Annotated in this window: 19 protein-coding genes; all 19 read right to left on the bottom strand. The window is 37.8% G+C overall.

Going from position 1 to position 20,843, the window contains the following annotated elements:
- Positions 1 to 46: 46 nt before the first annotated feature.
- Entirely contained in the window at positions 47 to 1,120 is a 1,074-nt protein-coding gene (locus J7E38_RS12520) for an EpsG family protein (protein ID WP_214707804.1), read from the bottom strand.
- Between the two features lie 16 nt (positions 1,121 to 1,136).
- Positions 1,137 to 2,021 (bottom strand): glycosyltransferase family 2 protein, encoded by an 885-nt coding sequence (locus J7E38_RS12525; protein WP_214707806.1) that lies wholly within the window; start codon positions 2,019 to 2,021, stop codon positions 1,137 to 1,139.
- Between the two features lie 13 nt (positions 2,022 to 2,034).
- Entirely contained in the window at positions 2,035 to 3,138 is a 1,104-nt protein-coding gene (locus J7E38_RS12530) for a glycosyltransferase family 1 protein (RefSeq protein WP_214707808.1), read from the bottom strand.
- Positions 3,123 to 4,283, bottom strand: a complete 1,161-nt coding sequence (locus tag J7E38_RS12535; RefSeq protein ID WP_214707810.1) for a glycosyltransferase family 4 protein — start codon at positions 4,281 to 4,283, stop codon at positions 3,123 to 3,125. The genes J7E38_RS12530 and J7E38_RS12535 overlap by 16 nt, the downstream gene beginning before the upstream one ends.
- Before the next feature lie 4 nt (positions 4,284 to 4,287).
- Positions 4,288 to 5,172, bottom strand: coding sequence for a UTP--glucose-1-phosphate uridylyltransferase GalU (gene galU, locus J7E38_RS12540; RefSeq protein ID WP_214707812.1), 885 nt, complete (start codon positions 5,170 to 5,172; stop codon positions 4,288 to 4,290).
- A 12-nt stretch (positions 5,173 to 5,184) separates the two neighbouring features.
- The gene (locus J7E38_RS12545; RefSeq protein WP_214707814.1) at positions 5,185 to 7,011 is read right to left on the bottom strand and encodes a polysaccharide biosynthesis protein; all 1,827 of its coding nucleotides are present in this window, start codon (positions 7,009 to 7,011) and stop codon (positions 5,185 to 5,187) included.
- Between the two features lie 20 nt (positions 7,012 to 7,031).
- Positions 7,032 to 7,172 carry a hypothetical protein gene (locus tag J7E38_RS12550; protein ID WP_214707816.1) on the bottom strand — a complete coding sequence of 47 codons (141 nt, stop codon included), beginning with the start codon at positions 7,170 to 7,172 and terminating at the stop codon, positions 7,032 to 7,034.
- A 248-nt stretch (positions 7,173 to 7,420) separates the two neighbouring features.
- Positions 7,421 to 8,077, bottom strand: coding sequence for a CpsD/CapB family tyrosine-protein kinase (locus J7E38_RS12555; protein WP_214707818.1), 657 nt, complete (start codon positions 8,075 to 8,077; stop codon positions 7,421 to 7,423).
- Entirely contained in the window at positions 8,064 to 8,774 is a 711-nt protein-coding gene (locus tag J7E38_RS12560; RefSeq protein ID WP_214707819.1) for a YveK family protein, read from the bottom strand. Before J7E38_RS12560 ends, J7E38_RS12555 begins: the two co-directional genes overlap by 14 nt.
- A 158-nt stretch (positions 8,775 to 8,932) precedes the next feature.
- Positions 8,933 to 10,726, bottom strand: a complete 1,794-nt coding sequence (locus tag J7E38_RS12565; RefSeq protein WP_214707821.1) for an ABC transporter ATP-binding protein — start codon at positions 10,724 to 10,726, stop codon at positions 8,933 to 8,935.
- A 10-nt stretch (positions 10,727 to 10,736) separates the two neighbouring features.
- Positions 10,737 to 11,915, bottom strand: coding sequence for a nucleotidyltransferase domain-containing protein (locus J7E38_RS12570; RefSeq protein WP_214707823.1), 1,179 nt, complete (start codon positions 11,913 to 11,915; stop codon positions 10,737 to 10,739).
- A gap of 16 nt (positions 11,916 to 11,931) precedes the next feature.
- Positions 11,932 to 12,390: a lasso peptide biosynthesis B2 protein gene (locus tag J7E38_RS12575; protein ID WP_214707825.1), complete on the bottom strand. Its 459-nt coding sequence runs from the start codon at positions 12,388 to 12,390 to the stop codon at positions 11,932 to 11,934.
- A 29-nt stretch (positions 12,391 to 12,419) separates the two neighbouring features.
- The gene (locus J7E38_RS12580) at positions 12,420 to 12,713 is read right to left on the bottom strand and encodes a lasso peptide biosynthesis PqqD family chaperone (protein WP_214707827.1); all 294 of its coding nucleotides are present in this window, start codon (positions 12,711 to 12,713) and stop codon (positions 12,420 to 12,422) included.
- The gene (locus J7E38_RS12585) at positions 12,697 to 13,638 is read right to left on the bottom strand and encodes a hypothetical protein (RefSeq protein WP_214707829.1); all 942 of its coding nucleotides are present in this window, start codon (positions 13,636 to 13,638) and stop codon (positions 12,697 to 12,699) included. The genes J7E38_RS12580 and J7E38_RS12585 overlap by 17 nt, the downstream gene beginning before the upstream one ends.
- A gap of 136 nt (positions 13,639 to 13,774) precedes the next feature.
- On the bottom strand, positions 13,775 to 13,918 hold the full coding sequence (locus J7E38_RS12590; protein WP_215038505.1) for a paeninodin family lasso peptide: 144 nt from the start codon (positions 13,916 to 13,918) through the stop codon (positions 13,775 to 13,777).
- Positions 13,919 to 13,936: 18 nt separating this feature from the next.
- Positions 13,937 to 15,865: an asparagine synthase-related protein gene (locus J7E38_RS12595; protein WP_214707832.1), complete on the bottom strand. Its 1,929-nt coding sequence runs from the start codon at positions 15,863 to 15,865 to the stop codon at positions 13,937 to 13,939.
- A 223-nt stretch (positions 15,866 to 16,088) separates the two neighbouring features.
- Positions 16,089 to 18,479, bottom strand: a complete 2,391-nt coding sequence (locus tag J7E38_RS12600) for an immune inhibitor A domain-containing protein (RefSeq protein WP_214707834.1) — start codon at positions 18,477 to 18,479, stop codon at positions 16,089 to 16,091.
- A gap of 264 nt (positions 18,480 to 18,743) precedes the next feature.
- The gene (locus J7E38_RS12605) at positions 18,744 to 20,411 is read right to left on the bottom strand and encodes an acyl-CoA dehydrogenase family protein (protein ID WP_214707836.1); all 1,668 of its coding nucleotides are present in this window, start codon (positions 20,409 to 20,411) and stop codon (positions 18,744 to 18,746) included.
- Positions 20,408 to 20,773 carry a MerR family transcriptional regulator gene (locus tag J7E38_RS12610; protein WP_214707838.1) on the bottom strand — a complete coding sequence of 122 codons (366 nt, stop codon included), beginning with the start codon at positions 20,771 to 20,773 and terminating at the stop codon, positions 20,408 to 20,410. The genes J7E38_RS12605 and J7E38_RS12610 overlap by 4 nt, the downstream gene beginning before the upstream one ends.
- Positions 20,774 to 20,843: the final 70 nt, after the last annotated feature.

The raw sequence follows: 20,843 nt of genomic DNA on the forward strand, positions 1-20,843 counted from the left end.
CGATATGTTTTTCTTCCACTATTTATCCCCCCTATCATCAAGAAATTTAAAAGTTGATATAGTCGCTCTTATAGAGAATATTTAAACTAATAACACTCTCATAATAGTAATAAAGGAAATAACAGACAATTATACCTAAGTAAACTAACCGCTGTTCTTTTTCATGAAAGAGCTTTACGATCCACCCTACTAAAATAAGCTGGTATAGTTCAAAATAAATATTAAATCTGGCAAATATCCAATTCTGTGTTGATACAATCATAAAAACTAAGCCAATAAGTGCCATGTTGACTATGTAGTCACTTTCAGGAAATATATCTCTTAACTTTTCTCTTCCGAAGAATGCAATGATAAGAGGAATCCCGAAAACTGCAACACGGATTACATTGGCTCCCCCTTCCTGGAAATCTTTATAATGGCCATATTGTGTATCTTCTAAGCTAGAGAAAAGGATCGACGAAAACTGATCAAATCCTAACACAATAACAACAGCAATGACCAATAACATTAACGTTGCTCTGGACCAGGCTTTGTACCGAACCAGAAAATAAATAGGCAGAAGAATGAGTGCACTCTCATGAAAAGTAGAAGCAAATGAGACGATCAAGGCGTAGGCGAAGAAGTTTCCACTTATGATAAACCGTGTGGCCATAAAAATAATACCGGCGGTAAGGCTTTGACGAATTCCATTCATTGTAACTAAATATAGTCCGCCTGTGATGTAAACAAACGTGCTTAACTCAAAATGCCTTGAATACCTCGAAAACACAAAAATAATGAGTATATTTGTAATAATTGCAGCAGTAAAAATCAAAATCTGTGGATCGTCAGAGAATTTTTTCAAAAACATTTGAAAGATCCAAAAGCCTATATTCTCTTGATTCCTCACTTGTTCCCATGTAAAATCATTCACTTCAAATGCATGCTTATAAAAGTAAGTATCACCTATGTTTGAGCGAAGACCTGATACTAGAGCTAGTGATAATAGTGATCCTATAACATATATTTTATGCAATGAAATCGTAGTCATTGAAGCAGTATTAAAAACAGGTATGGCAAAATACCTTGCCATTAACGAGAAAAAAAAGACAATGAAAAGATTTAACCAAAGAACTTCCATTTTCTATTCCTTTCAATTAAACCGTTCTTGTTTTTGTCTTAATAAATACAAACAGTATTATTCCTAAAGGCACGGCTACCGTGGTTATGACCTTGTTTGGTGCTTCTTTAATAAATAGATAATTTTTATCCAGCAGACAACTGGAAACATAATGGATAGCCTGTCGAAACTTAAACTCGTGATTCGCGAATGGTAATTTCATAAGTTCTTTCCTGTAGAATGCAAACCCTTTTGGATTTTTTCGGTATTGCCTCAACATATTAAGCGATGAACCATCTTGAAGATATTCTACACAACATAAAACCTCATTCATCAGAAGCATCTCATACTCCTGGTCCAACATGTGGTACTTGTAAGCTAGCCCAACATATTTTTCATGTTCAAAGATTGGATAAGGAAATCTCTTTGTAAGTTTGGACCTATAAACTAACTTTTTATCTCCAGAAACCCCATATTTGTGATACAAGTCAAAAAGCGTGGATGTCATTATCTTACTCGGAAGTTTCGTTCCTATCACTCTTCCATCTGTGTATGAGTCTAAACCAATAATCCCACTAACCTTTTCACTGCCACGATTCTTCCACATGGTTTTGATCTTTTCAACCGCATCATCAGGCATATAGTCATCTGAGTCTATACAGACATTTAACTCCGTTTTAATAGACTCATAAGCAGTATTATGTGCTCCATGCATTCCCTGATTCTTTTGCCAGATATACTCAATATCTATCAGGTTATCCTTTTTCCATTTATCAACCAATTCCTTTGTGTTATCTGTCGATCCATCATCGATTATCAGCCACATAAAATCTTTGCAGGTTTGGCGTACCAGACTCTCATAACACTGATGTAAACAATAAGCCCTGTTAAATGTAGGAGTAAACACCGTTAGTAACTTCATCTCGCTTCACCCCCTATACCGATAAATAAAATTCTTCGAGCTTAGAAGCAGTATTTTTTATGTTATATCCCTTTTGTATTATAGGGTCTAGATTTAACTTTCCTCTATTCGTAAAAGATCCTCTTTTTTTGATTTCCTCAACCCATACCCTTTTATTATTTAATGGAAGAAATTCAACAAGGCCCATTCCCATATCTACTTCTTTAGAGATTTGTTCAGATATGAAACAAGGTAACTCCGCACCCTGCGCTTCTATTAATGATACTGGCAGCCCTTCATGTAAAGATGGAAATATAAATAAGTCAAGAGCTTGTAATATTCGAGGGATGTCAGAGCGTACTCCTAAAAATTTGACTTTATTATGAATTTTTAGGTCAAAGGCTTTCTTTTCGATTTCTTCCCTTAATGGCCCATCCCCAATTAGTAATAAGATAGAATCATTATTACTTTTGCAGTATTCGGCAAACACTTCAATCAGGAATTTATGATTTTTCTGGTAAGCAAACCTTCCAACATGTCCGAATACTATTTGATTATCAAGTATTTGCATTTCCGCTCTTACTTCTCTTCTTGTTTGATGAGAGTACTTATACTCTTTAATATCTATTCCATTCTTTAAAATGGAAGCTGATGTAGATCTTCCATTGAAAAGCCATTCTCCAGCTATCTGAGAACATGCATAATAGTTTGTCGCATTTGGGTTAATTAACTGTCCTATATACCACTTATAAAGTTTAGCGGCTAAATTCCCTTCGCTGCTTGTATTATGGCTATGTGAGATTCTTACAGGAATCCTTGCTTTTTTGGCAGCTTGTAGCACCAAACCACTCATTTTATCAAGATGAGAATGGACAATTTTATAGTCAAGATGGGAATTAAAAAACTCCTCAAGATTTTTTCTATACTTGAAGTGCCCCACATCAGTTATATAAGGAATCCTGTATACTATCCCACCCAGTTGCTTTATTTCCTCATCAAACACACCTTCTTTACAGGTTAAAAAATCAAACTGTATTTTTGAGCGATCGATATTTCGATACAGATTCATCAGCAGCGTTTCTGCCCCACCACGGTTCATGTTGACGACTACATGTAAAACTCTTAAAGGACTGCCCACTGTGACTCCTCCGTTTCTGTCATAAGTGGTTTGTAGATTGCACTCTTCTCTTGAAGTATTTTGTTTGTGCTGAATTTGTTGATGATCAGCCTGCGGCCATTTGATCCCATTACCGCCCTTTGAGCTGGATCCTTTGCTAACAGCTTCATCTTTTTAGCAAACATCCGTGGGTTAGACTCTTTGATTAACCAGCCTTCTTGCTGGTTTGTAATTAGTTCTCGATGTCCTCTGTTTACTGATGCGATTACCGGCAAGCCGCATGACATGGCTTCCATAATATTCACAGGGAGACCTTCTCGAAAACTCGATCCAACAGCAACATCAGATATTTGCAGTAACTGTTCAATGTCCTTCCTAAATCCCAAAAAATGAACCTGATCTTCAACAGCTAGTTTTTTTGCCAATTTGCGACACTCCTGCAATGAAGGTCCTTCTCCAGCTAATAACAGCTTAGCTTTTGGAACATCATCTACTATTTGTGCCAGGGCTCGAATTAACAATTGCTGGTTCTTGTTTTTATTGAATTCCGCCGCGTAAAACATTATAAAATCGCCAACGTTGTAGCCGTAGGCGATTCTTAATTCCTTTTTAAATTCTTTTTCAGCGGGCCTGAATTTTTCTGTGTTTACTCCAACTCCATGAATATGTTCAATACGGTCTGCCTTGAATTGATGCTGTTTTGCTCTGTGGAAATCCTCTTCATTAATGGTAATCAGGCAGTCGGTATACCTTGCCAGCCATTTTTCAATAGGATAATAGATTACCCAGTTTAATGCTGGTGAACCTTTACAGAAATGAAAACCATGAGCTGTGTAAAATACTTTCGTTCCTTTTTCTCGCACTGCCCTGGATGCAAGTCTGGCCAGAACTCCGCCAACTGGTGTATGGCTATGAATGATTTGATAGTCATTTTGGTCGATGATTGATTTTAATTGTTGATATGCCTTCATATTTTGCAGGCTGAATGGCGACCTTTGTATTGGCAAATCATATTTTTTATCGACAAAAGGGAGTTCCATATCACCTTTAGCAGCAACGTGTACCTCCCAACCTTGCTCTTTGAACCATTTCATGTAAGGCAAATGGAAAGCATTAAAATGGTAATCAACCGTAGCACATAATAAAATTCTCTTTTTCAAAGCCATAATCTTAACTCTGCCTTGCTTTTTCAAGATTTAAAATCGAAGAAAAGTAATCTAGCAAATCTGAGCGCAGATCATCGCGCTGCAAGGCGAAATCAATCGTCGTTTTAATAAAGCCCATTTTTTCACCAACATCATATCTGGTGCCTTCAAAATCGTACGCATAAACCGCTTCATATTCATTCAAACCGGCGATCGCATCCGTTAGTTGTATTTCTCCACCAGCACCCGGTTCCTGCTGATCCAGAATATCAAAAATCCTTGGATTCAGAATATAGCGGCCCATGATTGCCAGATTTGATGGAGCCTCTTCAATCGCTGGTTTCTCTACTAAACCGCTGACACTGTAAAATCGGTCACCAATACAGTTTCCATCTACAATCCCATATCTTGATACTTCAGTTGGGTTCACTTTTTGCACTCCAAGGATCGAAGCATTATATCTTTCATACTGTTCCATCATTTGTTGGAGGCAAGGTTTTTCCGCCTGGACAATATCATCACCTAAGAGAACTGCAAAAGGCTCATTCCCGATAAATTTCCGAGCACACCAGATCGCATGGCCAAGCCCTTTTGGTTCTTTTTGGCGAATGTAATGGATATCAACGAGTTTTGAAGACTTTTGGACCTCAGTTAGTAACTCGAATTTCCCTTTTTCTAATAGGTTTTGTTCTAATTCAAAGGAGTGATCAAAATGGTCTTCAATCGCTCTTTTCCCTTTGCCAGTAACAATGATAATATCCTCAATTCCTGACTCTATCGCTTCTTCAACGATATATTGAATAGTTGGTTTATCAACAATCGGGAGCATTTCTTTTGGCATCGCTTTTGTTGCCGGTAAGAACCTTGTTCCCAGGCCAGCAGCTGGGATAATCGCTTTTTTTACTTTCATCTACTTCCACCCCTAAACTGAAATTGACATAATCGGAGAATCGGCAAACGTATTATTAGCTAATGCTAACAAACGGTCTCTCAATTCTTCTTTTTCCATACTTGAGAAGGTGCCGATAATTTCTTCTATCTCGGATATATATAATTCTGACGTTTTTCCTACGTAAATTTTTGGGTGCACTTGATGCTCTCCTACTTCATCATCCTTCAAAAGCTCTTCATATAGCTTTTCACCAGGTCTTGTTCCTGTATATTCTATTCCGATTTCTTCTATAGAATAACCTGATAGCTTAATCAAGTTTTTGGCCAGGTCTACTATTTTCACAGGTTCTCCCATATCCAGGACGAAGATTTCTCCTCCCTGCGCCAGAGCTCCTGCTTGGATCACCAGCCTTGATGCCTCAGGAATCGTCATGAAATAACGCACCATTTCTGGATGCGTCACGGTGACAGGACCGCCTTTTTCGATTTGCCGCTTGAAGAGAGGGATCACACTTCCTCTGCTTCCAAGGACATTACCAAACCTGACGGCAACAAACTTTGTGTTACTGCTCTCATCCATATGCTGTACAATCATCTCAGCCAGCCTCTTTGTTGCGCCCATCACGCTTGTCGGGTTAACTGCTTTGTCCGATGAAATCATTACGAATGTTTTCACCCCATGCCAGCTTGCAGCATTTGCAACATTCAACGTGCCAATCATGTTATTTTTCACTGCTTCTTCAGGATTACGTTCCATTAAAGGAACATGTTTATGGGCGGCCGCATGATAAACAACTTCCGGCTGGAAAGTCTCCATCACGGCCATCATTTTTTTGGCATCCTGGATTTCAGCAATTACAGGAATAAATTCAATGTTTGAGCCACTAAAACTTTCTTTGAGTTCCATTTCGATTGAGTAGATGCTATTTTCACCGTGTCCTAACAGAACTAATTTATCCGGATTAAATTGTGCAATCTGCCGGCAGATTTCTGAACCGATTGATCCTCCAGCACCAGTTACAAGAACAACTTTGTTTGAGATGTCCTCAGAAATTTTATCGTCGTTTAACACAACTGGATCTCTTCCCAGCAAATCTTCAACCTGAACATCGCGAAATTGGTTAACTGACAGCTTGCCGGTCATTAGATCCTCCAGCATTGGCAGGATTTGCGTCTTTGCATCCGTTTTTGCACATTCTTTAAAAATAGCATTCAGTTCTTTCCTGCTTAACGAAGGAATCGCAATGACAATATTGTCAATTTTAATTTTTTTTACAATGACATCGATTTTGTCTACTCCTCCAAGGACTGGTATGCCCATAATATCCAAGTGGTGCTTTTTGGCATCATCATCGATAAAACCAACAGGCTGTAGATCCGATTCCTTGCTCTTTAATAGCTGCCTTGCAACCATTGTTCCGGCAGAACCTGCACCAATAATTAGTGTCCTCTTGCTAAAATTTAAACGACTCAAATATAAATCCCTGTAAATTCTCCAACAAAACCTTGAGCCGCCAATAATCAAAACTAAAAGCAGCCACGTTACCGACAACCGCCTTATAAAAATTTCGTTAAGTATGACTCCCTGGAAAACTGCTGCAGTCAGAATTGAAGCCGATGCCGTTTTCAGGATGATGATTAATTCTCCGACACTTGCATATTCCCAGGCTTTTTTATAAAGTTTGAATTTAAAAGAAAATAAATGATGGCTTATCAAAATGGCTGTAGCACTTATCAAATAAAACCATGGAGAAGTATTGATCGTTCCACGTACTAGAAAGTGACTAAAGAAAATCGCTGTCAGTACAATTACTGAATCAATAAGGATAAATAACGAAAGCCTCTGTCTATATGTCATGCTTTGCCTCCTTTCTTCTTTTAATCTAACCTCACACTCCGAAGCTCAATAGCATAGTCGATCAACTTCCTGATTTCTTCTAACTGCTCTTTGCTGGCGTCCTGCTTTATGTACCTCACTGCTTTTTTCACCGATTTCGGAAACTTATCTATTTCCTTCATACGAATCCTCCTTAAAAATAAAGTTTTTACCTATTTGTTCTTTTCAGAAAACAAATAAGTAAAAACTTTATAATAAAATGGGGCATTTAACCCCTCCTCACATCACACTCTTGACGACCAGAGCGTCTAAGGTTTTTTCAACCCACAGCATGACCGAGTGCCTCCTTTGATATCGGCTAGGAGACATCACCACAAAACAAACAATATTTTCTTAATAACGAACAAAAATACTAAAAAAATAACTGTTTCTACATCTCATTCAATATGACGCCATAAATTTTTGCTTTAGCGAACTCAAGTGCCTTTTTAGCTTCTGTTGCCTTTTCAATAGCTGTTTTTCCTTCCCCTATAACAAGGATTACACCATCACTTTTATTTGCCAGTAATTTTGTATCTGTCACTTCCAATACAGGAGGGGAGTCAATAAAGATATAATCATATTCTTCTAATGCTTGTTGAAATAACTTCTGCATTGATTCTGAACCAAGTAGTTCAGCCGGGTTAGAATCCAGCTGCCCGCTTGTCAATATTGCCAAGTTCCCAATCTCCGTGTTGTACACAGCATTCTTTAATTCTTCTTGACCAGATAGTACATCCGCTAATCCCTTACCATTAGAAATTTTAAAGATATAGTGTATATTTGGATCCCTAAGATTCGCATCAATTAACAGCACTTTTTCTTTTTGCTGCGCCATAGATAAAGCAAGGTTCGCTGCAGCTGTGGATTTCCCTTCACTCGAGCCAGGAGATGTTAGAAGCAAGATACTCTTTTTACCACCAGTCAAGAAGTGAATATTGGTCCGAAGCGTTCTAAATTGTTCAGCTATGATTGAATCTGGATTGGAATAAACAATTAAATTTCTTTTTTGATTTGCATTTGCTGACCTTCGTTTACTTCGGAACACCTGAATCACCTCGTGGGAAGTCTATAGGATGAATACTTTGCTTCTTAATATTCTTTTTAGTCATTTTTGAAATCCTTCCTACTACAGGTAGACCAAGATAATCCTCTACATCCTTTTGGGATCTGACAGTATCATCTAGTGAATCCAAAAAGAAAACGAATCCTATACCTGCAAATAGACCAAAAACCAGTCCGATAATTCCCGATTTGCTTTTTTCCTCATTAATTGGGGTGGAATTGATTTTTGCCGGTGAAAATATCTCCATATCACTAAAATCAAGCAATCTGGTTATCTCAGTCTTAAACTCTTCCGCTGTCGTATTAGCGATTTCAGCTGCTCTATTCGGATCGGTATCTATCACGCCTATATTAACGACCTTTGAATCATCAAGAATACCAACATTAATCTGATTGGCAAGAGACTCGGGACTTCGATTCAACTCCAGTTTCTCAACGACCTTCTCCAGTACTACTGGATCTTTTAGTATTACCTGAAGAGTATTCATGTCAGCTTCTTTTCCTATAATGATCCGAGCCGAAGATTGATACAGAAGGGTGATGTCCTTTTCACCATATAAATATCCAGCAATTGATGCGAGGGCAGTAATAATGGCAATGATCCAAAGACGTTTTTTTATAACTAAGAAAATTTCTTTAATATTGATTTCTTTGGCAATCCCTTTTTTTGAATTATTCATTGCTCATTAACCCACCTTAAAACTTAGTTTGTTCTAGATAGAGAACATTTAGATCAAAAAAATATAAGTTCTCAATAACTAATAATATATACCTATTTTAGTTCTGTATAAAGAACGCGTCAATACATTATCACAAACTTTTCAACTTTTTCTCTCCATTAATTTACAGCTTCCATTTGTTTAGATAATAGCTTGCTAAAGATTCCTTTTTTCTCATTGGCTAATTGTGAAAATCTACCTTGCTGAATTAATCTGCCTTGATCCAACACAATTACCTGGTCAGCATTTTTGATTGTTGATAAGCGATGAGCAATAACTATAATTGTCATTTTACCTTTCAGTTTTTCTAATGCTTCTTGAATCTTAGCCTCATTCTCACTATCTAAAGCACTGGTTGCCTCATCAAGTACTAAAATAGATGGTTTTTTTAAAATAGCCCTGGCTAAAACAAGACGTTGTCTTTCTCCACCAGATAGTTTGATACCACGGTCACCAATTAAAGTATCTAATCCCTGAGGTAACATATTTACAAAATCAGCAGCAGCAAACTCAAGTGCTTCCCAGATTTGTTCATCGGTCGCTTTTGGGTTTATAATTAATAAGTTTTCTCTTATTGTTGAATTAAACAAAAACGGATCTTGTGGAACATAACTTATAGACTTCCTTAATGCTAGTAAATTATCTTGGGTTAAAGGTTCGTCATCTATAAGAATATAGCCCTTTTCAGGCTTGTTTAACCCCATTAGCAGATCAATAAAAGTGCTTTTTCCAGCACCTGACCTCCCTATGACAGCTGACATACAATTTGAGGAAAGAAAAGCATTAATTCCATTAACGGCAAATATATTTTCACTTTGACTATATCTAAAAAAAACATTCTTAAATTCAATTCCATGGTTTATACTGAGAGGCTTTATTTTTTGGAAGTTCAAAACATCTATTTCCTTCGCTGCTTGAGATTCCTTTTTCAACTGAATAACAGATATTAGTGCAGGGACAGTTGTCGCCATCTGCTCTAAACTTGACTGGATTCCAGTTACTCTCGGCCAAAGTCTTGTAAAAATGATAATAATCAACATTAGCTGCCCAGCCTGTGAATTAAATATGTTAACGGATAAGAAAATAAAACAAGAGATGAAAACTGCAGATGCCATTTTATAATAGAATTGTGATGAGGTTTTTAATTTTATATAATCCATCTGTTCGTCATGAATTCGCTGGGTAATTGCCCAAAACCAATTCATTCTTGATTGTTCAAGGTTATTACTCTTAATATCTTTAATACCATTAAAGTTATCAGTAATTCCAGCCAAATAGGTTCTTCCCATTTCAGAGGTTTTTCCTCCAATCAGGCGAGACCTTTTTATGAAACCTCGAGAAAAAATGGATAATATCAATCCACTCAATAACACAAATATGGTAATTTTAGGTGACAGTAAAAAAGCAAATCCTATTTGGATTAAAGTGAATACAATAGCAGTAATTAACTGTAAAAACATATTCGTCCCAGCACTCACACGTCCTAATTCGGCAGTTATCGTATTAATAAGATCCGACTTCCTTCGTTTAACATAAAACTCCCAGTTCGCCTGCAATAAATCCTTATATATCTCAACTCGCAGGTAACGTGCAAACCCTTGCTGAACCTTAACGTTTTGAATTGTAACATATCGCTGAAGTAAATTTTGAATGATGTTAACTATTAAAAAAATCAAAAGAATAAGAGAGAGGCCAAGTGTATTTGGTACATGATTTAAAAAGTCGGTGGCTGTTGTGACTGCTGTATTTCCACCCTCTAAATTTAAAATCCCGCTGTAACTAATTACCGGGATCAACAATAATAATCCTGCCCCATCTAAAATACTGACCAACACCATGCCCATCAGGTTAAAATAAAGCTTTTTTCCAGCATAAGAATATAACTCTTTTAAAAAGAATATGACTTGTTTCAACTTAATCCCCCTAGGATAATACCTGTTTCTTTTTTCTTCTCCACATCCATAGAATAGGACGTAACGGATAATAAAGAAAATGTAGGTTTTTAGGCAAAGGAAATGTTTCTGCATCTATATAATATGGGTGTAGGAAACTTAAGAGAAAAATAATTTTTTGTGATAAAGACATTAACGAAAATAAGTGATTTGAGTGGTATTTCGCAAAATGCTCAGAAACAGGGGCTGTATGTAAATTCACCATGTTTTCTAAATAAAATACTGCTTCCTGTGCTAACCTGTGTGGGACTTTCCCCTTTATGAATATGTGTTTGTTTTTATTTAAAGTTGTGTTAAACAATTGAGATGATAATATTATCGATTGCCCCCCAATACGAGTTGCTTGAAATTTTCTCAACAATTTATTAATGCTGTCCCAATCTAATTCCTGCTTCATAATCTGATGGATATCTAATAACCATCTTAAGCGTGACCAGCCATGACGCGCTCCATGTGTAACAAGAAAATAAAATAAGTCTTCTTTACCTAAGAAATATATAGGGTAGAAGGTAATGTTACTTTTCCGTTTTCTGTTCCAGAGTTCAGAAAATCCTGGTTCTTTGTTTGGAGCTGGGTTAAGCCTCCAGTGTATTTCAACTTTTATACGCTTGGTTGAATTATAATATGTGAAGTGATGGTGCCTCCATGTCCAATCATTTAACACAGTTTGTATGTACTCATCCTTCTTATATCCAAGACTCTCAAGTAGATCATTTGTTCTTTGTAGGTCATTCATTGGGATTAAAATATCAAGATCCCCGCTAGTTCGCATAGAAATATCTCCATAAAGATCTGCAGCAAGTACAGGCCCTTTTAAAAAAATCGGACGTACTTCATTTTTTAATAATAGTTGACTTAATTGTTCCATTTCCCCACTTAATTGGAGCATCTTGTAAGTGTTTTTTATATAATAATTATGTAAAGTTTCGACGGTCTTTCCAGGTATCCAATTGTAATCTATATTTGCTAGTTTTAAATATAACGAAGGATAGAGTCGGTGATGTATAGCAAGTTCAACAAACAACTCCCAATCAATTCCATATTGCAATTCAATAGAAATATTACTCAAATTCTCAGTTTTAACAATTTCAAGTATTAACTTAAGTTCTTTAGGCACTTTCGTTAAATTAAGATTAAGATTTTTATTCATACCTTTCCCCTTTTAACTAATTGCTTTTTATTCTCTTAGCAAACACTCCCACGATAGTGAACTTTTCCATCCCTTCAGAACCTGAAATATAAAATGAACCACTTCTTAGCCATGCATGGGCAATCATTTTTCCAGCAGCATCTTTAGCAATCCCTAAGTATAAAGTACTATCAATGTTTCGCCTTTTTAACATTTTCATTCCAGCTACTGCCTTAACAAGACACTCACTTTCCCAAAATGTATATTTACTCATTATGTGAATTGCATAGGAAACATTTTTGATTTCTATACTATGGGAATCAATTGAGTTGTACGGTGTTTCATTCATCTTATCTCCTAAGGAAGGAGCTACTTTAGAGAAAGGGAGCATCTTTAGAATGCGAGCCCATCCTAAAAAAAGAAATGCTTCTATAAAAAGCAACTTTTTTTTTGTACTCAGATAAACAAAGGTATTTAGCATTGTTAAAAACCTCATTTTATATCCCCTTCTAAAAGCTTACTATTCTAATTAATAACTTTTATTAACCCTTCATCCAATAGCATACTTAAAAACAATGCCACTTGCTCTTCACATTGCAATTGGGTCACTTCATATTTATTTAACAATATAGACACCAGATCTTTAACTTCCATAGGTTCCTGGATAATATCCCATATCCCCCCGCCAACTTCACCTAAATTATAGTACCTACCATTGTTGATACTTAACATCACTTTTTCTCCCCCCATGTCACTGACAATATTTCCTTTTCCTTGTACTACTTCTTGATTAAGTGCGATTTTAGTATTTTTCATCATATTCATTCTCCCCCAAATTATTTAAAACTAAAGTAGCTAATTCATGGGCCGTAAATTTGCTGCTAGGTCGACAAAGTTGGAAAACAGGAATTCTATTAGCTATATTTGCAGTTACACCAAAATGCCATTCCCTTAATTTCGCTTCATCAATCAAAAAATTACGATAAGTATGATAAAACAATATATGGAGACTTCTCAAACCGGATATAGGAAATTTTTTCACCTCATCGGTATCTGTTTTTATTAATTCAAAAATACCCGCTAAAGGAATTGATTGGGATGAAAACTGTGTACTTACTGGAACTGCAAATTTTTCTTGTCTATCGAAAATAGGTTGATATTCATTATTCATATTTCCCATTGCATTTAAACTTTCACGCCATAGTTTTTGCTGAGGATAAGTAGGAGTGACAACGGGAATATTCTCTTTTAATATGGATAAAGGTATAATATCATCACTTAATAATTGATACCCTCTGCTTAATAACGCTGAAGCAAGGGTCGATTTCCCAGCACCTGAATCACCCACAATTGCGTAAGCTTTTCCATCAATGGCAACAGCGCTACCATGTAATGGCAAGATTTTTCTTTGCATTAAAAGGGCACCCATACATGAACCCAAAATGTAAAGGCGGATTTTCTCTTCATGAGAACCATCCATTGGTGAAACAATAATTTTTCTTCCACCACATACACAATAAATTGCAGTATAAGGAATATAAAACCAAATCTTCTCTCCTGTTACATTATAGTAACGTTTAGATTTTGCTAATTCATTCCATTCATCTTTTAAATCAGCTAATTCTATTAAGATATCAGCTTTTTCCTCTATGCCATTAACAACTTGTAATTCAGGCAATGCTATTTCACTTAGAAAAACAAAATTAAAACCTCTGTAAGCAGTTTTTTTAAAAGTACTTAACATGTTACCTCCGGAAACCTTATTCGACTTTTCCCATCCTTTACTCCTCAATGATTGGAAGAGCAATTAAAGGGAGATATTTGAAAAAATGCCCTTATACTTTTTAATATAAGGGCAGAGACCTAAGTACAATTAAAGATTAACTATGATGGAGCACTTCATCGTCATGATCTGGTGCATCAGGATCTGTTTGGACTGCATCAGGGGTCCTAAGCCCTGGTCCACCCATAGTCATTTGGATATTAAGTATTTCTAATTCTGGTTTAATCCAAGCTTTTTTCATCATATCACCTCCCTTCAATTAAAGATTCTTAATAAATCTATATAAAATTAAACTTCGCATAAGTATATTAAATTCAAATTCGAATGCTAATTCAGGTTTAGGGTTATCTTTTATAATAGCAACACACTTATCAATTACCTTAATATCTATCATTCCCGTCATTAAGGAATCACTTTTTAATTTTTCAATTTCGTCTATAAATCTATCCCATATAGACGTCATCCGATGTACTCCGTCAGCACCTTGGATACCTCTTTTGCGCATATTTAATCGTATATCATCGGGCAAATACCCTTTTGTTGCTCTTCTAATTAAGGCTCTATCCAATCCGTTCTGAACATATTGTTCTTCAGGAACAGACAAACTAAAGCGGACTACCCTTAAGTCATTTGTTGGATCTCTATCGACAAGACCATAGCGTAAAGATAACTTAGTGCCATAAGTTCCTGTTGTATTCCAGTAATATAACTTATGAAAGTGATCTTCTTTTACTTTATAAGCGTTAGAATCAACTTTTCCTTTAATATCTACCCCCTGGTCTTTTAGTATTTCATATACTTTTGTTCTAGAAGAAAAATCTTTATTGATGTATATAGGGAATTCATCATTCAAATCTTGTGACTGATAAAATTTAGGTAATAATCTCCTATTCATATTTGAAAGTATACGTTTTCTCCCTGTACCAAAACGATAACAATATTCCTTCATTTCCTGATTAAGTTTTATCCACCTTAAACTTTTAAATAGCAAGGCATAATAATCGAAGGTCGAACCCCAAGAAATGGTCCAATTACCTCGTTGTCCATTTAACAATACCCCTATTCCTTTACGACTTGCCTCTTCATAAATTCCTCTCAACCAAAATGTATTTTCAAAAAACTTATAAGGACTTTCTATCGTTTCTAACCAGTTATCAATCTCTGAATAAGGATTTTTGTCCTCAAAGCTTAAGTAGTTAGGTGAGATGTCATGGATATAATTTACTGTTGACTCAATCAAAGGCCTCTCATTAGCCACTCTACTTCTAGGTGTCCAATCAACAAAATCTTCTACTGGTACATAACTGAATGTATGAAGCTTTTTATTGTCCTTTCTAAGGGTTTTTGTTGCAAAGGCAGCAACTGAACCCGAATCTAATCCACCACTTAGATGTCCCCCGACAGTCTTATGCGTGCGTAGTTTAGAATCAACTGCCTTTTGAAATACTTCACGAAAAGCATCTATATATTCATCATCTGATTTTAATTTCATTTTTGTCCCTGGAATTAAATCACAATATCTATTTAAGAATAAAGATCTGTTGATTATTGTAATAGAATGGGAGGGTGGTATTTGATAAATGTTTTTATAAACAGTCAATACTGGTTCAACTGATTCAAACCTTCCAGGGTTAGCTATATATTCTGCCAGCCATTGCTCATTCAATTCCTTCTTTACTCCAGGTAGAGTAAACAGTGGCATAATCGTAGTACAAAACGCAAACCTCTCATCGTCTTTGTAATAATACAAAGTCCTTGACCCCGAGAAATCCCTCGCCCCAAATAGTTTCTGGTTTCTCTCATCCCAGATCATATACGCGAAGTCTCCAACAAGATGTTTTGGGGATTCTTCTCCCCATTTATAGTAAGCTAGCAAAATGAGCTGGCTGTCTGGCATGTGTTTCTGTTTTGACCGCTCAACTTGCAGCTTTTCGAACAATTCTTCTCGGTTATCGATGATGGCATCTGCAGTGATGACGCATTGCCTTTCGGAATCATAGAATGGCTGTTGTTCGCCAACTGACTCTGGAGTGATCCATTGCGCATGGTTTCCAATGAAGGCATTGTGTTTGTGCCAGACTTGGATATCGTCTGCCGGGAACTTTTCAAGGCCTTTCATTATGTTCCTACCATGTTCAAAGGGAACTGGCTCTTTTTTTAAATGTATGATTCCTGCAATTGCGCTCATGTTTTCCTCCTGCTATGGTGCATCTTAATAAAGAATTACTTCGTTCTTTATATAGAACATATGATTAAAATACCATCTCAATTTGTAAGTGTCAACCTGTTCAAAAGAATTAATTTTCAAATAAATTTATTCAGTCACTATAACCCAACTTTCGACAAATATTTAAGCAAAAAACCTCTTGTGCAACTATATTAATTACAGTTGCAACAAGAGGTTCTGAATCTTACTTATAAATCACAATCGCCCCAACAGACTTATCCTTAGCCTGTCCGTTGACACGAACCTTCAAGCCGTAGTTGCCGATCTTGCGGCCTGCGTCTGGCATGAATGTGTTTAGGAAGCTGTTGCTGTCGTCAAACAATGTTACTCTCTCTTGTGAGTCAAGGTTTAGTGTCATATCTGGATATAGAAGGTCTAATCCCGAAGTTGGATTTAATCCAAATGCTGCATCGGCAATATGGTAACGAGTCGATGCTGCTGTTCCAGTGCTCCAATTCAACTGAGTTTCCGGATGGGCATCCACCACACCAAGGAAGCCTTCTCCTGGATGCACTCCAGTCCAGTTATCAGTGTATGTTGGGTCAACATACCAAACTACTAACCCGCCATCATAGCTCATTAAGGAGCTTCCACGGCGAATATTGGCAAGGCCAGTGTCGACACCTTTATGGTTACGCCATTCCAACAGATAGTAATGGTCAGAGTACTTGTTTCCGTCAGATCTTTCAAATTTGTTTAAAGTAAAAGGTGTAGTTTGTGTTTCTGCTCCATCTTCAAGAATAGTTTGGCCATCTGCTACAACTTTGATATTGTCAGCGAAGAATCCAGTATTGGAAGTTCCCCAGTCAGTAGCATAGCGAAGACGGAGTTTAATGTTTTGACCTGCATATTCAGATAGATCAAATGATTGTGATTGCCAGCCATTTGAGTTCCCTGTGAATCCAGGCATAGATGTAAGGATGGTTGGGTATCCTTCAGGGACTACATCAGAACGAGTATTAGCATTTCCTAATGACTTCCAAGTAGAGCCATTGTCAGTGGAAACCTGAACAAATGCGAAATCCCATTGTTCTTCGATATCATACCAGGCATCAAATGATAATGTTGCAGAAGACTTTCCTGTTAAGTTAACATCGGTTACCATGTTTGAATCAATTTCATCTTGCTGGCCACCCCAGTATTGGTAGCTGCCAGTCGCTGGTTTGTTAATAGCTGTTTTCTTTTGCGGAAGATTTACTTTTGCGGTGATTGCATTTTTTCCATTAGGTGAATTTGCTTGGTCTAGCAACACCTGTGTACCTTTGGCAGATACTTCGTTCCAATCAAGTTCGACTGTATCATTTGTCCAGTTTCCGCCTAAATAAGACTGGAAATATTGTTTTGCCATTGGAGAGAATCCAGTCGGCTCAGTTCCTGGAATCTTCCCTGCCCATGATCCGCTTGCCATGATTGACCAGTAGGCAACAGCTTCACCGGTACCTGAGTAAATCGTGTCGTACTCATCAGGATAGCCAAGGTCATGGCCATATTCATGCGCGAATACACCAGTCGCGCCGTCTTCTGGCATCATTGTGTAATCATAGAAGCCAGGCTTCCCTTTACCAAGACCATCCTTGTCGTAGAACTTTGCAGAACGGTGAGACCAGATAGCATCATCTCCTAATGATCCTCCGCCTGCTTCCTGTCCCATGCCAGCATGAATGATCATCAAGTGATCAACCAAACCGTCTTTTTCAAGAAGGTTCCCGTCACCGTCTAAATCGTGTGGATCTTCAAAATCATATTCTTCTAATGGAATGCCTGCTGCCAAAGCTGCTTCGTAGGTATCCACCACCAACTGCTTTGAACCTCCAGGAGTAACATTATCATGGCCTCCATTTGCTCTGTCAGCACCATAAAATGCTGCAGTACCAGGTACCTTGAGCCAGCCATAGGCTTTTCCATCAACTGAATAGGTTCCTCCTGATTGCTGTTCATAGAACTGCTTCATGGAAACCAGTTTATCCGTACCATTTGGTGCAGTTACACCTTCTTCACCAAAAATCATATCTTCGTAGTGTGATAGTGGATAGTCCTCATAATAATTGTCAGATTCATTTGGTTTGATATTATTATGGCTAAAATCAGAGTATTCAACAGCTAGGACAAGTACCTTATCCTTTCTCACATCACCATTGTAATCGCTTTCAGAAACAGAATCAGGATTACCCTTCAAATGCCCTTTCTTTTCCCCTTTGCCATTTAGCAGACCATTATTAAAGTTTTTGAAGTCCTTCTGTTTTCCTGATTCTGCTGCTTTTACTTTTGCTGCCAAAGGATCTGACTCTTTGCTATCCGTCACTTTCCCCTTTAAAGCTAAATAGTTTTTCAGGAACTTTTGTTTCTCTGCTTCTGAGGCATCTTTTGATAGAAGTCCTCTCTTAATAAATGATTCAATTAATTTTTCATCATTCATAATTGCTAAATCGAGTGCTCCATGCGAATGTCCTTTTTCGGCTTCTGCCTTATGTAAGAAATCCACTTCTTTTGGCACATATGATGCACCAGGGAAACCTGCAAACAGGGTACCCGCAAGTACTACAGTTGATAGACTTGTTTTTAATATCTTCTTCAAACGATTCCCTCCCTAAAACTTTTTATTTGCGGCCGCAAATAAAATACTATTCTGAAAGTTACAGTCGGACAAGGGGATTCGTTTTGCATTTCTTGACATAAAATATCAATCTTCTGGGAATTTGGCGATTAATTGAATACCCGCTTATACAGAAGTCTACTTTTCTATTCATTTCAACAATTTCCATCATCGATTTCCTTTTATCTTCGCTAAACTTGTCAGAAAATAAATACCAGGACCATTTGTTGGTCCTGGTACTTTTTTTTACGGTAGTTCTACTTTTTCTATAAGATTAACAATTTCATCAAAATAGTTTACAGATTTCATGTCTTGATTAAAATTGGACGGTGTACCCCATGTATCCTCAATAAAAACTTCCATTACCTTTTGAGCCCGTTCATCCCCACCTGCAGCATACTCCAACGCATTCACACTTTCAAAAATCTTCACCATCAATTCAGCCACTCGCTTAGAATGAAAAGTTTTGTGATCATGTGTTGCCGTCCGAAGAGACACCAGCAGTTTCTCGAGTCGCTCTATTCCATCACGAACCTGGTCGACATGCTCTCCGTTCATTCCAGCAATCCGCTCATTCATCTCCTGCAAAAACAATTCCCCAGCATTAAATTTCTCCATCAACCTCAATACTTCCAGCCCAAGGATATTCGCAGTCCCTTCCCAAACGGTCAATACTTGGGCATCCCTCAACAACCGTGGCGTTACAAAGTCTTCGATATACCCATTCCCGCCGTGCATTTCAATGGCTTCGTGCGCAAAGTGAACCGCTTGTTCTGCGGTTTCTTTCTTCAAGAGGGCGATATAGAGTCTGTTCAGGACGATATCTTTTTCTGTTACTCCCGGTTCATTCCTCATGACTTTCTCAAACAAAGGGAGATACTTAAATACTGTCCGCGTTTCGACTTCGAGCTTCACTACCATTTTTACAAGAGAATCCTTAATCATTGGGAAATCGGCCAACTTCTTGCCAAAGGCATCACGTTTCAGTGCATATTGTCTTGCTTCGCGGTAGGCTCGGCGCATGATGCCAAGTGAAGCGACGGTGTTGCAAACGCGGGAGAGGTTCAGTGCTTCCATCATGTAATAGAAGCCTTTTGCCGGGTCACCGACTACATAAGCTTCTGCTCCGTCAAATTCTACTTCGGCGGATGGGACTGCGCGAACTCCAAGTTTGTCTTTAAGTCTGCGTATTTGGATTCCATTGAGTTTTCCATCTTCTTTGCGCCATGGCACGGCGAATAGTGTCAGTCCTTTTGTTCCCAATGGGGCTCCATCTTTTCTTGCTAAAACCATCGCGACTCCACACATTCCTGCGTTGGAAGCGAAGTATTTTTCACCGTAGAGTTTGTAGCCTTCACTTGTTTGGACTGCCTTTACCACATTCGCACCAACATCGGATCCTCCCTGGCGTTCGGTCAGGAAGGTGGCTCCTTCGTATAGAGTTGTCTCTCCTGTTGATAAAACATGGGGGAGGAATTTCTCTTTTAGCTCGGGCGATGCATACTGGTCCAATAAATATGCGGTTGCCATCGTCAACGTAACCGGGCAGTAAAAGCCTGCTTCGGTTTGGGACAATAGATAGCCCTGTGCGTAAGAATAGATATAATTCCCATGGCGTCCCAATTCGGGGATATCCTTATGAACATAGCCGACAATCCCGGTATTATAGGATTCTTCGACGGTTTTCCGGTAGCCATCGTTCACCCAAACTTCCGAGATATCGTCACCATAAGCATCGAATTTGATCAGCTTTGGCTGGCCTTCACGATCGGTGAATCTGGCGCGCTGGTCGATTTCATTGGCGCATTTTTCGCCGAACGCCAGCAGCTCCCGATCTGCGTACTCAAAGAATTCTTCATCTAATAACTCCTTCAGCAATGCTCGAAATTGCGGTTCTTCCTCGTAAAAATTCATTCACTTAGCCTCCCTTTAAAATCAGTCATCAGCTTTTCGATTTCTTCTTTGATCTCAACCAATTCTGCTATTCTTTCATTCACTTCTGCCAGTTTCTCCTCCCCATATTCAATCGTCCGCTTCAGCTGTTTTTCACCTGAGCGATCTTCGTCAAATAGCAGCACCATCTCCTTGATTTCCTCAAGTGAAAAACCAAACCTTTTCCCTCGAAGGACAAGCTTTAACCTTGCCAGATCGCTGCTGGAATAGACGCGGCGGCCGCCTTCAGAACGGGCTGGATTCAAAAGACCCAGTTCTTCATAGTAGCGGATTGTTCGGGTAGTGACTCCAAACTCCTCGGCCAAATCAGAAATCGAATACATAAGCAAAACCTCTACTTTTAACAGAATAATCAGTAAATAAATTATACCATTGACGTTAACGTAAAGAGCA

The sequence above is a fragment of the Bacillus sp. ISL-35 genome (assembly GCF_018613355.1).
In the GTDB taxonomy this organism is placed as follows: domain Bacteria; phylum Bacillota; class Bacilli; order Bacillales; family Cytobacillaceae; genus Mesobacillus.

Excerpts from the sequence above, each read along its gene's own strand:
- J7E38_RS12545 (WP_214707814.1), bottom strand. The coding sequence starts at position 7,011 with ATGACATATAGACAGAGGCTTTCGTTATTTATCCTTATTGATTCAGTA.
- J7E38_RS12610 (WP_214707838.1), bottom strand. The coding sequence starts at position 20,773 with ATGTATTCGATTTCTGATTTGGCCGAGGAGTTTGGAGTCACTACCCGA.
- J7E38_RS12560 (WP_214707819.1), bottom strand. The coding sequence starts at position 8,774 with ATGAATAATTCAAAAAAAGGGATTGCCAAAGAAATCAATATTAAAGAA.
- J7E38_RS12535 (WP_214707810.1), bottom strand. The coding sequence starts at position 4,283 with ATGGCTTTGAAAAAGAGAATTTTATTATGTGCTACGGTTGATTACCAT.
- J7E38_RS12595 (WP_214707832.1), bottom strand. The coding sequence starts at position 15,865 with ATGAGCGCAATTGCAGGAATCATACATTTAAAAAAAGAGCCAGTTCCC.
- J7E38_RS12575 (WP_214707825.1), bottom strand. The coding sequence starts at position 12,390 with ATGAGGTTTTTAACAATGCTAAATACCTTTGTTTATCTGAGTACAAAA.
- J7E38_RS12580 (WP_214707827.1), bottom strand. The coding sequence starts at position 12,713 with ATGATGAAAAATACTAAAATCGCACTTAATCAAGAAGTAGTACAAGGA.
- J7E38_RS12585 (WP_214707829.1), bottom strand. The coding sequence starts at position 13,638 with ATGTTAAGTACTTTTAAAAAAACTGCTTACAGAGGTTTTAATTTTGTT.
- J7E38_RS12525 (WP_214707806.1), bottom strand. The coding sequence starts at position 2,021 with ATGAAGTTACTAACGGTGTTTACTCCTACATTTAACAGGGCTTATTGT.
- J7E38_RS12570 (WP_214707823.1), bottom strand. The coding sequence starts at position 11,915 with ATGAATAAAAATCTTAATCTTAATTTAACGAAAGTGCCTAAAGAACTT.
- J7E38_RS12520 (WP_214707804.1), bottom strand. The coding sequence starts at position 1,120 with ATGGAAGTTCTTTGGTTAAATCTTTTCATTGTCTTTTTTTTCTCGTTA.
- J7E38_RS12590 (WP_215038505.1), bottom strand. The coding sequence starts at position 13,918 with ATGAAAAAAGCTTGGATTAAACCAGAATTAGAAATACTTAATATCCAA.
- galU (WP_214707812.1), bottom strand. The coding sequence starts at position 5,172 with ATGAAAGTAAAAAAAGCGATTATCCCAGCTGCTGGCCTGGGAACAAGG.
- J7E38_RS12605 (WP_214707836.1), bottom strand. The coding sequence starts at position 20,411 with ATGAATTTTTACGAGGAAGAACCGCAATTTCGAGCATTGCTGAAGGAG.
- J7E38_RS12550 (WP_214707816.1), bottom strand. The coding sequence starts at position 7,172 with ATGAAGGAAATAGATAAGTTTCCGAAATCGGTGAAAAAAGCAGTGAGG.